Origin of the sequence: Chitinophaga sp. (assembly GCF_036569185.1) — a bacterium.
Classification (GTDB): Bacteria; Bacteroidota; Bacteroidia; order Chitinophagales; family Chitinophagaceae; genus Chitinophaga.
The window spans coordinates 14,413-30,089 of sequence record NZ_DATCRD010000155.1 but is presented as its reverse complement, the minus strand read 5'-3'; the positions used below and the strand labels follow the sequence as shown (position 1 = coordinate 30,089).

The 15,677-nt window shown below is 46.3% G+C and carries 17 protein-coding genes; 7 read left to right on the top strand and 10 right to left on the bottom strand.

Annotation, left to right across the window (positions count from 1 at the left end; translation table 11 throughout):
• From VIM72_RS11365 to VIM72_RS11335, 7 genes are all read left to right on the top strand, one after another.
• The coding region (locus VIM72_RS11365; protein WP_332002955.1) for an outer membrane beta-barrel family protein at positions 1 to 909 on the top strand (909 nt) is incomplete at its 5' end.
• A gap of 865 nt (positions 910 to 1,774) precedes the next feature.
• Positions 1,775 to 2,344: an HAD family hydrolase gene (locus VIM72_RS11360; RefSeq protein WP_332002954.1), complete on the top strand. Its 570-nt coding sequence runs from the start codon at positions 1,775 to 1,777 to the stop codon at positions 2,342 to 2,344.
• Positions 2,344 to 3,186, top strand: a complete 843-nt coding sequence (locus tag VIM72_RS11355) for a phosphoribosyltransferase family protein (protein WP_332002953.1) — start codon at positions 2,344 to 2,346, stop codon at positions 3,184 to 3,186. The genes VIM72_RS11360 and VIM72_RS11355 overlap by 1 nt, the downstream gene beginning before the upstream one ends.
• A complete protein-coding gene (locus tag VIM72_RS11350) occupies positions 3,176 to 3,730 on the top strand; it encodes a TerD family protein (protein WP_332002952.1) in 555 nt (184 codons plus the stop codon). Before VIM72_RS11355 ends, VIM72_RS11350 begins: the two co-directional genes overlap by 11 nt.
• Positions 3,731 to 3,749: 19 nt before the next feature.
• A complete protein-coding gene (locus tag VIM72_RS11345) occupies positions 3,750 to 4,364 on the top strand; it encodes a TerD family protein (RefSeq protein ID WP_332002951.1) in 615 nt (204 codons plus the stop codon).
• A gap of 55 nt (positions 4,365 to 4,419) precedes the next feature.
• Positions 4,420 to 5,520: a toxic anion resistance protein gene (locus tag VIM72_RS11340; protein WP_332002950.1), complete on the top strand. Its 1,101-nt coding sequence runs from the start codon at positions 4,420 to 4,422 to the stop codon at positions 5,518 to 5,520.
• A 13-nt stretch (positions 5,521 to 5,533) separates the two neighbouring features.
• On the top strand, positions 5,534 to 6,496 hold the full coding sequence (locus tag VIM72_RS11335) for a hypothetical protein (RefSeq protein WP_332002949.1): 963 nt from the start codon (positions 5,534 to 5,536) through the stop codon (positions 6,494 to 6,496).
• Between the two features lie 81 nt (positions 6,497 to 6,577).
• Here VIM72_RS11335 and VIM72_RS11330 read toward each other — a convergent pair whose 3' ends face one another.
• From VIM72_RS11330 to VIM72_RS11285, 10 genes are all read right to left on the bottom strand, one after another.
• Entirely contained in the window at positions 6,578 to 7,363 is a 786-nt protein-coding gene (locus VIM72_RS11330) for a TerC family protein (protein ID WP_332002948.1), read from the bottom strand.
• 25 nt (positions 7,364 to 7,388) lie between these two features.
• Positions 7,389 to 8,897: a helix-hairpin-helix domain-containing protein gene (locus VIM72_RS11325; protein ID WP_332002947.1), complete on the bottom strand. Its 1,509-nt coding sequence runs from the start codon at positions 8,895 to 8,897 to the stop codon at positions 7,389 to 7,391.
• A gap of 2 nt (positions 8,898 to 8,899) precedes the next feature.
• Complete coding sequence (locus VIM72_RS11320; protein ID WP_332002946.1) at positions 8,900 to 10,303, bottom strand: PP2C family serine/threonine-protein phosphatase; 1,404 nt, start codon at positions 10,301 to 10,303, stop codon at positions 8,900 to 8,902.
• A gap of 14 nt (positions 10,304 to 10,317) precedes the next feature.
• Positions 10,318 to 11,373: a TerY-C metal binding domain-containing protein gene (locus tag VIM72_RS11315; RefSeq protein WP_332002945.1), complete on the bottom strand. Its 1,056-nt coding sequence runs from the start codon at positions 11,371 to 11,373 to the stop codon at positions 10,318 to 10,320.
• Positions 11,373 to 12,002: an AIM24 family protein gene (locus VIM72_RS11310; RefSeq protein WP_332002944.1), complete on the bottom strand. Its 630-nt coding sequence runs from the start codon at positions 12,000 to 12,002 to the stop codon at positions 11,373 to 11,375. The genes VIM72_RS11315 and VIM72_RS11310 overlap by 1 nt, the downstream gene beginning before the upstream one ends.
• A gap of 11 nt (positions 12,003 to 12,013) precedes the next feature.
• Complete coding sequence (locus tag VIM72_RS11305) at positions 12,014 to 12,649, bottom strand: vWA domain-containing protein (RefSeq protein WP_332002943.1); 636 nt, start codon at positions 12,647 to 12,649, stop codon at positions 12,014 to 12,016.
• A gap of 17 nt (positions 12,650 to 12,666) precedes the next feature.
• Positions 12,667 to 13,305, bottom strand: a complete 639-nt coding sequence (locus tag VIM72_RS11300) for a vWA domain-containing protein (protein ID WP_332002942.1) — start codon at positions 13,303 to 13,305, stop codon at positions 12,667 to 12,669.
• A 111-nt stretch (positions 13,306 to 13,416) separates the two neighbouring features.
• On the bottom strand, positions 13,417 to 14,103 hold the full coding sequence (locus tag VIM72_RS11295) for a TerD family protein (RefSeq protein ID WP_332002941.1): 687 nt from the start codon (positions 14,101 to 14,103) through the stop codon (positions 13,417 to 13,419).
• 21 nt (positions 14,104 to 14,124) lie between these two features.
• Positions 14,125 to 14,700, bottom strand: a complete 576-nt coding sequence (locus VIM72_RS11290) for a TerD family protein (RefSeq protein ID WP_332002940.1) — start codon at positions 14,698 to 14,700, stop codon at positions 14,125 to 14,127.
• 126 nt (positions 14,701 to 14,826) lie between these two features.
• The gene (locus VIM72_RS11285; protein WP_332002939.1) at positions 14,827 to 15,657 is read right to left on the bottom strand and encodes an SGNH/GDSL hydrolase family protein; all 831 of its coding nucleotides are present in this window, start codon (positions 15,655 to 15,657) and stop codon (positions 14,827 to 14,829) included.
• Positions 15,658 to 15,677: the final 20 nt, after the last annotated feature.

Below are 15,677 nucleotides of genomic sequence, written 5' to 3'. Positions count from 1 at the left end.
AAATACGAAGCAGGATTGAGAGGAGAGCTTACACAAACAACCGGTTACTCCTTTACGCTTGATCAGCGCACGCAGCGCAAATACCTGCGGTTATTTCCCTCGCTGTCGGTATCATGGCAGGCAAACACGGATAACAGCCTTGCCTTCACCGTGGGGCGGCGTATTAACCGTCCTTCGTTCTGGAACCTGAACCCTTTTAAATCGTTGTACACCGCGTATAGCTATGGAGAAGGCAACCCCTCTTTAAACCCGGAATACAATACGAATATTGAGCTGTCGCATACTTTCAGGAACAGGTTTACCTCTTCCTTATTTTTTAATAAAACAGATGATGGATTTAACAATGTTACCCTCGCCAGCGCAGACACCAATCTCGTATATACGATACCGTTAAACTTTATCCGGACTTACCGGTATGGTATTTCAGAGAATGTATCGTTTGCTGTTTTCAGCTGGCTTGATAATAATAACCAGGTAACTTTCTATCATACAGATGCACAGTCGGCCATTCCGCAGGTGAGCAGTATCAGTGGGTTTGGGCTGTATGTGGCTACCAATAACAATCTCTATTTCAACCGCGATAAAACCTTTGCGGCTGCGGTGAACTGCTGGTACCAGTTCCCGGAAATAAACCATATCGGCAGGTCCGATGCGTATTTCAAGCTGGATATAGGGTTAAAGGCATCGGTCATGAAAAAGAAAGTGGACATCGCCCTTACCATGAATGATATCTGCATGAGCAGCGCTATGACCATCCACTCTACTATCAATGGGGCGAGGCAGCAGCTGAGCAATTTCCAGTTGAACCGTTACCTGCTGCTGGGCATCAGCTACCGTTTTGGGGGCACTGCCACACGGGCGTCTTCCGGCGATACCGGCAACCAGGAAGAAAGGGGGCGGGTCCATTAACCCGGTTACGGATTCCCGGATTTTTGTGCATCCTTTTCTGCATAATTTCCGGATCCATATGACACATTACTTTTTTCTTGCCTCATTATCCAGTTGCTTACTGGCTGTACATACAGCCAGAGCCTGTATTTGCGCCCTATTGCCCGCACTTGATAAGTTATCGCAACTGCGCTGTTGGTCATTACTGATGATGGTATACCGAAGCCGGTCAATACCAGGGTACCGGGCATACCGAAATTCAATATTTCCCGGCAGTTCAAAGGCGGGGCGGCGGCCAGGAATCACAGAACATGCCAAAAACAGCAGCTGCGACCTGGGAATTTCCGCAGGTGAAGAATGACTGCTTTTTGGTAGTTTTGACAACGTTTCCGGGGCAGACAATACTGCCTTTACCGGGGGGAATACTACCGGTCCGGCGCACTGAAAAGACCAGGGATATATGATGAAAATGACAATTTTAAATGGGACAATCCATCACCAACTAGATAAGTTAAGATCTAAATTAACTTATTACCAACACATTAAAATGGAAATTTCCGGCTTCATGAAAGATAAATTCCTATATTAGAAACCTGAAAAAAGCTGTATGCAGGCTTTTTTGGTATTAACCCTTAATAAATAACAAAAAGATCAAACGGGAGCATCTGAATATTATTTATATTAATGTTATTAGCCCGGACAGTATGCTGCTAAAGGGAACCGGCCAACCGGTGTGACGTAAAAGCTAAAAAAATACATGAACATATACCAACATTATTCTTTTGATCTATGGTTAACTTTAATAAAATCGAATCCTTTATTTAAACAGGAAAGGACCCGGTTTTTTTACGACCATTTCAATCAACACCAAAAAACGCAGGAAGAGGTGGGCCGTATATTCCGCAAGGTAGACTTGTTATGCAATGCCATCAACGAAAAAACGGGAGGTAATATTGATGCGGAAGAAATGTACCTCATGGTGATCAGTGAAATAAATGATTACAGTAACGCCTTCGGAAACATTGACCTGGCGGCCCTTTACCAGGAAATGGACGCATTGGTGCTGAAATACCTTCCGGTTATTTATTGTTCAGAAACGGTAAGAACATTACGCAGGATAAAGGAATCGCCAGACCGCACCATCAGTTTGCTCAGTAATACCGCTTTTATAAAAGGCAGTACTTTGAGAAGGGTGTTGCAGGAACTGGAACTGGAGCGGTATTTCGATTTCCAGCTGTATTCAGATGAAACCGGTATGTCGAAACCCAACGAAAAAATGTTCCGGCTGATGCTCGACAATGTGGCTGCGGTGAGAAAAGACCCGGCCCTCCCGCTCAATAACATCATACATATTGGCGATAATATAAAGGCAGATATCGATGGCGCACAGGTGGCAGGCATTCGTACTTTACTGGTCAACTCCAATAATCAATGTATTTCAAGCTTACTTAACTGATGACGACAACCTATTCACTTCATAAGATCACCAACGCGGAGTTCTTCGGGTTTTCGCCCGATGACTACAGCCGTTTTAAATTCGGGGACGATGCGGTTGCTGAAAAATTCGGTACCGGCCTGGCAGACGGGTTTATTGAGCAGCACCTGAAAGGAAAGGAAGTGCCGCAGCTGGTGGTGGTATCCAGCCCCTACTCTTTTATACCCACGGCCACCTTTGCCATGAAAAATTACTTCGTTTTCCAGCTGAACAGGTGGCTGGCCGCGCACGGGCACCCGGTATTACAGGAAACCAAGGTACACCGCACCATCACCTACAAGGAGGATTACGGCGAACTGGATGCCGAACAACGGTTAAAGCTGATCGGGAACGACAGCTTTCATATCGACCGGCATTTCCTGATCGGGAAAAAAGTGATCTTCCTGGATGATATCCGGATCACCGGCGGCCACGAAAGAATGATCCTGAAAATGGTGGATGCCTACGATCTTTCCAATGATATATACCTGCTGTATTATGCGGAGTTGCAAAATAAAAGCATTCATCCCAACATTGAAAATTACCTGAACTATCATTATGTGAAGTCCATTTTCCACCTGGAAAACATCATCCAGGGCGAACATTTCTTCATTAATACAAGGATCGTAAAATACATCCTGAACTACGATTTTGATTCATTTTGTATTTTCCTGCAAAATCAATCAGATAAATTCATAAATCTTTTGTATAATATGGCCCTGGGAAATGGCTATCATACCATAGAAGTTTACCAGAAAAATCTGAATTTTATCAAAAATTACTTATTTAACAGAAAACATAAAAGTATACAACATGGCAATTAATTTGCAAAAAGGCCAGCGGCAAACGATCAATGCGCCCAAATTCGTAATAGGTCTGGGATGGGACGCAAATGCCTCTTCTACCGGTACCAGCTTTGATCTGGATGCCTCCCTGTTTGTAATGGGAGAAAATAAAAAGATATTATCTGATCAACATTTCATTTTTTACAATAATCTCGTATCGCCCGACGGCAGCGTAGAGCATACCGGCGATAACCTTACCGGCGAAGGCAGCGGCGATGATGAACAGATCAAAATTGACCTGGCTAAAGCGGATTCTAAGATCACTGAAATATGCATAGTGGTTACCATCCATGATGCAGAAGCCCGCAGGCAGAACTTCGGCCAGGTAAGGAATTCCTTCATTCGTATATTCGATCCCGTTACTAACGAGGTACTGTTGAAATATGAACTGGAAGAAGATTTCTCTATTGAAACAGCCGTGGAATTCGGGCGGATCTACAAACGCAACGACGAATGGAAATTTGAAGCAGTAGGCGTAGGCATGAAAGGCGGCCTGCAAGACTACCTGAATAAATACAACTAACCCAAAATATAAGATCACTATGGCAATCAATCTTCAAAAAGGTCAGCGTATAAATCTCGAAAAAAGCAACGGCGCCAAACTGCAGAATATCTGCGTAGGTATCAACTGGGGCGCTATTGAAAAGAAAGGCCTTTTTGGCCTGTCTAAAACCAAGGAAGCGGTAGACCTGGACGGCAGCTGCGCCATGTTCACAGAGCAGAAGCAACTGCAGGAAGTAGTGTACTTCGGCAACCTGAGATCCAAAGACAATGCTGTAAAACACAGTGGCGACGACCTTACCGGTGACATGAACGGCAACGACGGACTGGATAACGAGGTGATCACGCTCGATTTCTCCCGCCTGGATCCGAAAACCAACTACGTGGCATTTGTGCTGAACAGCTTCCGCGGGCACGATTTCGGTACCATTCCCTTTGCTTCTATCCGCATTTACGAAGGCACGCCTTCCCGTGTGAATGAAATATTTGCCACCTACGATATCGCCAGCGGCCCCGGCTTTGCAGGGCATGTATCCATGGTAATGGGCGTGTTTTACAAGAAAAACGGAGAATGGAAATTCAACGCGATCGGCGAGCCTACAAAAGATAAAAAATTGCAGGAAACCGTAAATACCGTTGCGCAGAATTACCTGTAAACCGTACTTTTGATACCAGGTATAAAGAAATAATCAATTTATAATCAGATACCTTATGGAAGCAAACCCAAATACTACCGATCAAACACTTCCCTCGGTGCGTCTCGACAAGGAAGGCAACGTGGATCTGTCTGTCATTACGCCGGACGATGCGAAGAAATACGGGGAAATAAGTAAATCGCTGGTTATCACCGATGTCAATTCCATCCTGAATTACGGTACGGAAGTACAGAATTCAATGGAAAAATACAGTAACGAGTTCCTGACTTCCGTGCGTACCTATAACTCCGGTGAAGTAGGCGGATTGATCAACGATCTGCTCACAGAACTGAATTATATAGATGTAGATGAACTGAACCAGGGCGCTTTTCAGAGCTTTATCTCGAAGATCCCTTTCCTGAAGAAGCTGGTATTTGATGCCAAAAAGCTTTTCCAGAAATATGATACAGTGATCAGCAACGTGGATAAGATCACCAACAAGATCAAAGCCGGCCGGATCAATTCGCTGAAAGACAATAGTTCCCTGCAAACCATGTTTGATAGTAACGTATCTTACATCAAGCAAATGGAAGATCTCATTATTTCAGGTCAGCTGAAATACAATGAGCTCAGCCAGAAGCTGGCAGAGATGGAAGTGAACGCCGCCAATTACAATGATTACGAGATCGCGGACCTGCGGGATTTCATTACCCGCCTGGACAAGCGGCTGGCCGATATGAAGATTGTACGCTTTATTATGTTGCAATCACTGGCACAGATCAGGCTGGTGCAGAACAATAATACTTCTATTGCGGAAAAAGCGCAGTCTATCGTTTCCACTACCATCCCTGTCTGGAAAAACCAGCTTACCATTGCGGTAGCCTTACAAAGACAGAAAGCCAACGTGGAAATGCAGCGGAAGGTTTCTGAAACTACCAACACCATTCTCCAGAAGAATGCCGACCTGCTGAAACAAAACAGCATAGAGGTAGCTAAAGAAAATGAAAAAACAGTAGTATCTATTGAAACACTAAAAAGAACCACCCAATCGCTGATTGAAACGCTGCATGAAGTGAAGAGGATCCACGAACAGGGCGCCGAAAGCAGGAAAGTGCTGAACGGTGAATTACAGACGCTGGAAACAGAGCTGAAGAAAAATGTAACAAACGTTAGCTAACGGAGGATAAATAATGGAGGATAACCTGGCAATAATATTAAATGACTCAAATAAAACCATCAGCAAATTACAGTTGCTGTCCACTTTTTTTGAAGACGAGATAATTTACAAGATCTATCTCCGAAGCCAGGTTGTCCATAAATTATTTGAAACCAATCCCGAGCTGGATGTGAATAAGCTGGAGCTATTTCACCTGCAATATACCGCCACGGTAATTGACCTGCTGAGGAAAATAAAGGCCAGCAATGAAAGGAATGTGAGTATTTTATACGATGAGATACAGATCAACAAGGACCTGATTGCCAGTATGAACGACAGCGTTTTTTCAGACAAGAATTACCAGCTGGATAAACAGAAGCAGTCCCTGAAAATCAATTTATCATTGCGGAAGCTGTTCCAGGTGCTGTCAGACAATTCCGAAGATTATCCCTTCTCCAAAAACATCAATGCTTTCAGCGCGCGGTTCTCCCAGGATTTCTATTTTGATATTTCCCCCGATGCGCTCAATGAGCTCATTAAATTCAACCCTGCAGAAGTATACCGTAACAACTCCGCCATCATACAGCGAAAGCTGATGGGGCTGTTGTGCAAAATGGACTTTAAAACCGAATTCTATTGCGGGCTTGCCGCCGGCAATTTAGTGCTGGAAGTATACCGGTTCCTTAATCTGGACCGTTATTTTCTCTTCTTCCCTGCAAAAAATCTCTTCCTGTTCTGCGACCTGTCTACCATCCCGGGCGTTGACTGGACCAATACCCTTTCCAAAAAAGCAAGGCTGGTACAGGAACTAACGGATAAAAACGATAACCTGATGAGCCGGGCCAATGTGCTGAAAACAGTGATCCCTGAAAATGTACAGGCATTGCTGAAGGAGTACTACGAAAAAATTTCCGATGTTGATTTCCTCCAACAGATCGGTCGCTTTGATGTACAGACCAATATCCTCAAAACCATGCTGAACACCAATGTAATTTAAGCCGGGGATCAAAAAAAAGCACCAGTCCGCAGACTGGCGCTTCAGAAACCTTTATTAAATTGACGCGGTGCTTACCTTGTCTTATTTTTCCAACTTTGCAGAAGGGGTTCTTTTAGGGAAATTTAACAGTGCCGATGTAATGATCGGAACAATAAAGATACCTACGGTTAAGATAGAGGTGAGTATATCTGCCTGTGAGCTTTCCAGGAAGTGCGTTAACCCTGATTCCGGGAAGAAGTGCTCATAGATAGAGAGGCTCAGTTTAATACCGAGAATACCGATAACGATATATGCCGCTCCTTCCAGGAAGGTAAATTTCGTCATCAGTTTTACGAAAGCCTGTGCCACAAAACGCATGGCCAGGATACCGATAAACACCCCGAGGCATACCAGTAATATATTATCGGTAAATGCTACCGCCGCGAAAATATTATCTATAGAGAAGGCCATATCCATCAGCTCCACAAGCGCCACAGTGGCCCAGAAAGGACCTATAGCGCCCACAGTGGCCTTGTATAGCCAGTTTTGTCCTTTGTCGATGCTCTCTTCTTCTTTTTCGCCCTCTGCTTTTTTATCTTTCCACCAGCTGAATACCAGGTAAAGGAGATATAAACCGCCTAATGGTTTCAACCACCAGATCTTGATCAGGAAGGATGCGAACAGCATAGCCAGGCCCCGGAACAGGTAGGCGCCCAGGATCCCGTATTTAAGGGCACGGTCGCGCTGTTTTTCGGGCAGGTCCATTACCATTGTAGCCAGTACGGCGGCATTGTCTACCGACAGTAAGCTTTCAATAATAACGAGGTTCCCGACAACAATAGCTGAAGGTATTGGGTTGTCAATAATTTGTTGGATTAATTCATTCATTTCAGTTTATTTTTTATATAGGTTTCTACTTGTTGGCAATCGTTATTATTACAACTCTTCCTCCTTCTTCCCTCGACAGCAGTAATCTTTTTCCGTCTGTCAGCTCCACCATAGAGCCGATGGGAATTTCTTTATCTTCCGTGAGGTCTTTTAAAGAAGTAAGCTGCTGGTTCACCAGCACCCATTTCCCCTGGTGAAAAACAAAATATCCGACCGGCACTTTTTGTGCAGCGGTGAGTCTTTCGTTGCGGATGATGTTCCTGTTCACATGCCATTGGAAAAGGTATTGATTATTATATACCATAAGCCGGTGGTTTTCCGGCTTCCAAACGGTTGGTTTAAACTCGTAATACAGGTCCAGCACGGGCAGCGTGCCTTTATGCGGGGTACCGCAGAACGGGCATCTGGGTGAAAGGGTATTATCAAAAACGTACCATTTCTGTTCGCAAGCGGCATTGCTGCAGGGCTGCATCAGGTCGGTTGTTTTCAATAACGCCTGTTCCCACATTTCTGCCGGGGGACGTTCGGTGGGCTTATGCAAACCGGTTACAAACGCCTGGTAGAACAGTTCCTTCAGGTAGGGCCCTGTAATGGCGTATGGCAGCTTTGTTACATCTGCCCAGGGCAATTCCTTCGGGTTTACCTGGTTTAATTTGGGCCGGTTGGAAGCGTCCTCCGGGTGTTCTATGAACAGGGCCTTCTCTCCCATTGCGAGCAGGTCGTCTTTCTCTGTATCAAGATCATGGATCTTCCCTCCTTTCAAGGGATGACGGTACAGCAGGTACATATAGATCATGACTGCCAGCGCATGCAGGTCTGTAAGACGGTTGGGCAGTTTCCGGCCCGGGTCTTTCAGGTCCAGGTGTTTGGTGGCCAGCACTTCCGGCGCAATAAAATCGGCAGTGCCGATCACATCAGGCGGAAACAGGCCGGGTACCACGAGGCCATCGATGTCAATGATGGCGGCCGATTTGCTCACCGGGTCTACCAGTACATTTTTGTACGACAGGTCCGAATGGGCCAGGCCCGCAGCATGCAGGCGTTTCACACCCCTGGAAATATTTACACAGATCTGGAAATAGCTCAGCCAGTTGCCCAGTTCAGCCTCATCCAGGCGGAGGGTGAATTGTTTATTCCTGAATTTGGGAGAAGCAAACCATTTCCCTTCTTTTTCTTTTCCTTTAATCAGGTCGCTCGACGCATAACCTTTCTTAAAGAAAAAGTTAGCGTGATAGCAAGGTACTACAAGACCTACTTTTTTATCTGCTTCCACCATATCTGTTGGCCAGCAGTAAAGCTCCCGGTAGTAGTCGCCGCCTTCGCGGTTAAAGAAACTGTTATAATAATCCGTCACAATTTTCCGGAGCCGTTCCCTGGAGGCAAAATCCTGCGCATCCCGGTAAAATGCCACCACGTAAGATTTATCCGGGCTGAAGTAAACGTCTTTCATCCCACCCCGCATGGGTTCCCCGTTATCCACGTACTGGTAACTTTTCCCTGCGTTGATGACCGAATTTACCGTTTTTGTACTCATACTTAACTGATGATCATTAAGGTTCTGTCGTCGTGATTGCCCGGGCTCCAGAAGTCCATCCAGGCCGAAAGCTGGCCGGCGGTTTCCGGTGTATGGGGCGCCAGGTCAACTTTTACATGGTCATCATTCCTGCCGCCAAGGTCATCCAGCAGCGCTTTCCAGGCTGCCAGTTTCTCCAGGTTGGCTTCTACTTCAAACTTGGGATCATAAATGCCGTCCGTCATTAACATCAGGTAAGAGAAATCCGGTACCAGCCTGAATCCGAAGCGGGTAGCAAATGTATCACTTTTAAAGATCTCCTGCATGGTAATAAACCGGGTTCCCCCGCTGAATTCCCCTACATCCAGTTTATTCAGCAAAGTAATTGCTGAAAAATCCTTGTTTATAAGAGCTATGGGGCAGTCGCCCACGCCAAAGCTCATGATCGCATAGCCGGATGTATATTTTTTTAAAAGTACAAATATAAGCGTGGAATGCAGATCTTTCAACGGCGCGGCGCAGTTTCCGGCAAATTCTTCCAGTTTTTTGTGTACGGTGAACGCTGCTTTACCAAGATTATCGTATACAAAACGGGTAAGCTCTTTTTGCGTTTTATCATCTGCTGCTACAGCATGATCAGCGATCAGCGCATCAAATGTGGCGTTTAGTTCAGGCGTAAGCAGCCGCTCAAAGTATTCCACCACGGAGGTGCAGGCAACCCGCGATCCTGCCCGGGAAAGCCTGGCGCTGCCGGCGCCGTCTGACACTGCCAGTACGCTCCAGCCGGAATCTGCAAAGTGTCTGAATGCAAAATCATCTTCCCGGAATGCGCCGGTGTTGGCATGCGAGCGGCCTCTTTTGGAGGCTACTACCAGTTGTTTATCGCCCAATGAGGCGGTGGCGGTTACGTTGTCTTCTTTCCAGTAAGGATCGGTATGATCGCTTTCTATATTCTTCCAGAGCGACCTGGGGTTGGGATTGATCACCAGCGGCACTGTTTTTTCATTGGGCGCCGAGGTATCGCTTTCGCCTTCCAGGCGGTATTTCAACACCAGTTTAAAATCGCCGCTTTTCACCGGTGTACCACTGATCTGTTTCTTCTCTGCATCGTATTGCAGGCCGGAGCCTTCCAGGCCATCGATATGGAACCAGGTAAAGTCGTTCCATTTCAATTGACCGAAATCCAGTTGTGCCTCATAAGGCTTGCCCGCTGTAGCATTGGGGATGCTCACGGGTTGTTGCTGAATATCGGCCAACCTGTTTTTAAACTGCCAGGTATCCATTAGTAGTTTTTTGTTTTCCATGATCTGTTTCACTGCCAGCAGGTTCTTTTCATCATTTACAAATGCCTCGAAAAGATGTTGCCGGTGGCTGCCTACCGTAATATTATTTGCTTTAAACAATTCCTGGATAAATGACCGTCCCATGTTGATATGTTATATTAGCCCTGGGCGCGGTTTACATCAAACCCGCCTTCACTGATACCGTAAGAGGAAGTAGTATGGCAGGAAGGACAGGTGCTCATTTTCTCGTCGCCTATGCAGTGGATCTGTCCACAGGAGCAAAGGGCAAATCCCCATTGGTTGCCGCAGCAGGGGCAGGTAGGGTTACCAATTAGTTCCTCGCTGTTGATGCTGGCAGGCTTTACATTATTATCGGACAGTTCCTGGTAGTTTTTATCTACCTGGAAAGCGCCTACCAGCTTGTAATACAGCCGGTTGAGATTCAGCCCGTATAATTCCGCATCCTGTTCGGCCCGCCGGTATTTTATGAGATAATCGCGCTGCGTATGCTGGCATTTTCCTACCATTACCACGAAGTTGCTGTCTGTATAACCACGTGAAGGCGCGGGTTTTGAGAGATCTATTTTCGACAGCGTATCTGTATCGTGTATTTTCGACAATTCAAATCCCGACGCATTTTTCTCCACGCTTTCGCTGCTGGTTTTAATGGAATCGGTGATCCATTTGAAGAACTGTTTATAAGCGGCGGGAGAACTATTCTTAAAATGCACTACATTTTCTGTGAGCTCCTTCAGCACATTGGTATCTGCTTCATCGCCAAAAGAAACGGCCACCATATTGGCGCTGCGCTGCCAGTTCTGCTTCCATTCCGCGATGGCGGCGCTGGTGTCGTCTGTAGGCACTCCATCGGTAAACAGGAAGATGATCGGTTTCCAGTCGCCCTTCACTTCATAAGTGGTTTTCACCTGGTTCTTTCTCAGTTCATACATCAGGTGCCCCAATCCCTTGCTTAAAGAGGTACCGCCGCCAATGGGGAAACGCGGCGGATAAAAGTTGATGATTTCCTGCAGGGGCACCAGTGTTTTCGCCTGGCCGGCAAAAACGATGATAGATACCCAGGCCGTTTCTATGGCGTAAGGGTCTGTTTTCAGCGCCTGTATGATTTGTGCCAGGCCTTCTTCCACCTGCTGGATGGGCTCTCCTACCATTGATTCGGAGACATCTATCAGAAAATAAACTGGAAGTCTTCTCATTATCCAAAATTTACAGAAGTGATATAAACTGTACCCGGACCGGTAATTTTCAACATGCTTAACCCTTCCCCGCCGAGGAGGTTATTCCCTGAGAAATGCGACGACATCCGGTTTACCATATCAGCATTCATGCAGATGAAACTTTTTTCGTCTACAAAAACGGTTTGTCCGGGTGCGAGGTCCAATGTAATGGGTGTGCCTGTCACATCTAAAAAAACAGTACAAAACCCGGTTACTTTCTGCATGATCAGGCCGGTGCCACCGATCAGGGAAGTGAGGTTCATTTTTACATCGATATCAATTTTGTCGGAGGAGGCCACATAAGCGCCTGCTTTACAAACAATGCCGGTACTGATCTGTTTCAGGTTCACGGGCAGCAGCCCTACTTTACCGGCTACCACCAGTTTCCGCGGATTCAGGTTGGTATTGCAAAGTTCTACCTGGAAGATGCTTTCACCGGTTAACTTCCTTTTGATCAGACCGGCTACACCTTTATCGAATACATTGACCTTTGAAGTAATTCCTTCTTCATAATAGATCAAGGCGCCTTTTTCACAAAAAAATTTTTCCTGTTGGGATAGCTCTACTTCGAGACATTTGAAATCATGCCCAATCAATTTTACGTTCATTCTTTTTATTATCAGATGACTAAATTCACTTCACTTGGGGGCGGCGGCAGCGTTACCTGTTCCGAGGTGCCCATGCTTTTATTTCCCTGTTCTATTGTATCGGATACCCACTTAAAAAATTGTTTAAGTGTGGCGCTGTCGGCGGTATCGAGATGAACAACGGTATCTGTGAGTTCTTTCAGCATACCGTCGTCCGCAGCTTTGCCTGCGGCACAACCCACAATGGTGGCGAAGTTCAGGCTTTTTACCAGCGGTACCATTTTGCGGTACAACTGCAGATCCGAGGGCTTACCATCGGTGAAGAGGAACAATAAAGGGCGCCAGTCGCCTTTTTGTGTGGGGGTGCCTTTGCGTACTTCGCTGTTCACCTTTGCATAGAGAAATTCAAGGGCATACCCTGTGTGTGTGGGGCCGCTTTGGGGGCAGGTGATTTCCGGCAGCTGGAAGCTGGCCAGTTCCGTGAGTGGGGTCAGTTCTTTTACTTCGCGATCGAAAGTGATGATGCTGAGCCACAGCGAATCCATTGCCTGGGGATCCATCCGGAGGGTATTCACCATGCCGCTCAATGCGTTGTTAAGCGCCTGTATGGGTTCACCGTACATTGATCCGGAGGTATCCAATAAAAAAAATACCGGTAGTCGTCGCATATCAGAATATTAATTTCTTAAACCACGATATTCAGTTCCGCCGGTGGCGGCGGGAGTTCGTTAAGCCCTATTACTTCCTTGCCGGTATCTTCCACCCTGGTAGAAGTAACGCCGATGGAAGCGGTAACCCATGTAAAGAAACGGGCGATACCCTGGCTGTCAGCTGTATCCAGGCTCAGTACATTTTCCGTTATCTGTTTCAGCACGGCGGTATCTGCGCCGGAGCCGGCTGCACAGGCAACTGTGTAGGCTACCTTGCGTTGTTTGAATGCAGCCAGGCCGCTTTGCCAGTTATCGGTAGGAATGCCATCGGTCATAATGAACACGAGCGGTTTCCAGTCGCCTTTCTGTTCCATAGTGGTTTTAGCCACTTCCCGGTCGATGCAGCTGCTTACCAGTTGCAATGCTTCTCCCAGGGCGGTGGTGCCGCCGGCTTTTATATCCACTACCTGGAAGGAAGCAAGATCGGTAAGCGGTACTATCTGTCTTGCAGCGCTATCGAAAGTGATGATGCTGATATATGCGGTTTCGATGGCCTGCGGGTTCTGGCGTAATGAACTGATCATTATCTGCACCCCGTTTTTCACTGCCTCAATAGGTTCTCCGTTCATAGAGCCGGAGGTATCTAACAAAAGATACACGGGTAGTCTTCTCATACTGCATTAATTTAATACCAGTGCTGGCGTGTTGAAAAGGGTAACATTCCATCCTGCGGAACGGTATATTGCCGCAGGATGGATCTATGCTGAATATAGGTGTTTTTGTTATCAGGAGTAGGTTAACTTCTTCAGTTCATCCACGAAGCTGTCGGATGGATGCGGATTACCGAGGGCCCTGAATTTCCAGGCGCCGTCTTTACGATAGATCTCTGCAAATGTCATAGAGCACATACCGTTGTAGGTGCTGTCGCCCGACAGGCTGAATTTCGCTATTTCCTTTCCCCTGTTATCAACTGCGCGGATGAATGCGTTCTCGATCATTCCAAAGTGCTGATTATTGGCGCGCCCGTTGTAGATGGTTACCATAAACAGGATCTTGTCGTATTTGCTTTCCATCTGATCCAGTTTGATGATGATCTGTTCATCATCACCATCGCCGGCCCCGGTGCGGTTATCGCCGGTGAGCCAGATATTACCGGAAGGATGGCGCATGGAGTTAAAGAAGATCACATCTCCCTCATACAATCCTACTGATCTGCCATCCCTTGTTTGTACCGTTCTGCCGAGGTTGGCCACTTTACCGTTGCTGTCGAGCAGCATTGCCACTGCATCCAGGTCATATTCTTCTTCTTTCTTTTCGGTACCGAAAAGTTTCCCGAGGAAGCCGCCTTCTTTGGCTTTTGTTTGTCTTACGTCCCAGCCTAATCCGATGGTGACGGTAGACAGATCGAATTCTTCTCCTTTATCGTTTTTACGCAGGTCAATCGTCTGACCTTTTACCAGGTTAATAGCCATAGGTGATGGTTTATCAGGGGGTTATTTAATAATCTGACCTTTAAAATATTTGGATAGGAAGTAAGCCAGGTCTTCCCTGTAGCCGATACCGGATGCTTCAAATTTCCATTTACCATCTTTCAGGTACAGTCGCCCGAATTCCACGCCTGTTTCTATAGAGAAATCTTCTCCCAGTTCATATTTCGCAATTTCGTTCCCATTGGAATCGTCCACTATACGGATGTAGGAATCCCTTACCTGTCCGAAGTTCTGCCGCCTGCTGATGGCTTCATGGATGGTTACCACGAACAAAATTTCCTTTACACGGGGATCTATCCTGGTAAGATCCACCTGGATGGTTTCATCGTCGCCGTCTGCACTGTTTCCGCCGGTAGGATCATCACCGGTATGATGCAGCGCGCCATCCGGGGAATCGGTATTTCCATAGAAAATGAAAAATTCTTCCTGGATAATGTGCCGGGTTTCATCGATCATAAATGCGGAAGCGTCCAGGTCAAAATCTGAGCCTGTGCCTTCATTCGGATGCCAGCCCAACCCAATACTGATCTTGGAAAGGCCGATATCGATCCGTTGTCCTTTTTGTAAGTTAATCGCCATTATTTAAGATTTAAACCTGGGGTAATATAATATATTTATTGCAGAGAGTATATAAAGCAGCAGGTTACTTAAGGGTTAACCAACTTTCCAAGTTATCAATATGTTTGATTTCCAGCCACTGCCCGTTTAATAACGTTTCATTATTTTTACCAGCATACCTGCAATCACCTCATATCCTTTATCAGAAGGATGTAAACCATCATAGGTCATATCTATCGCAGCTACCGGGTAGGGGTATTCATCAGTACCGGGATGAAAGGGAATATCCTTGTAGTCCGGCCAGCGATAGTCGCGGTATTCGCCAGTGGCGGGATCTTTCAGGCGTTTGTACTTCACTATATTTTCCAGGGTGATACCGCTGTTATGATACAGATCCAGCAAATCGAAATGTTCGTAGCGGGCAATGGAATCGATCGCTGCCACCACCTGTGAAAGCTGCTGTCCTTTCTTTTCCCTGTAAGAGCCCCAGGCGTTGTTGTTCATATCATTGATGTAAACAAAATCGCCCCGCTGCAACGGGGTGATCAGGATGATATGCGCTTTTTTGTTCAGTGATCTCAGTTTATCAATGATCGTCCGGAATGCGCCGTATACAGTACCATTACCGGTTTGCTGAAGATAGTCGGAAAAATTGCCAACGGGGCGGCCTCCCCACCAGTCGTTGGTACCGAGAAAAACGGAGTATACATCTGCTTTTACCAGGTCCAGTTTTTCGATGGCATCAGCTATCCCGCCGGAAGTCCAGCCGTTGTAGCCCTTATTGATATACTGAATATGTGGCAGCTTTTCGGTTACCCTTGTCATATATCCTTTGGTGATGCGGTTCCCTGTTTCATTCTGGTGCTCATTAAGGTAAGTAATGGAATCGCCGATAGCCACCCAGGTTATTTTCCGGGGCTTGAAGGCGGTAACTGTTATTGCCAGTACGATAAGAAAGCCTGTCAGCCATTTTTTCATGCGGGATATATTTTTTCAGG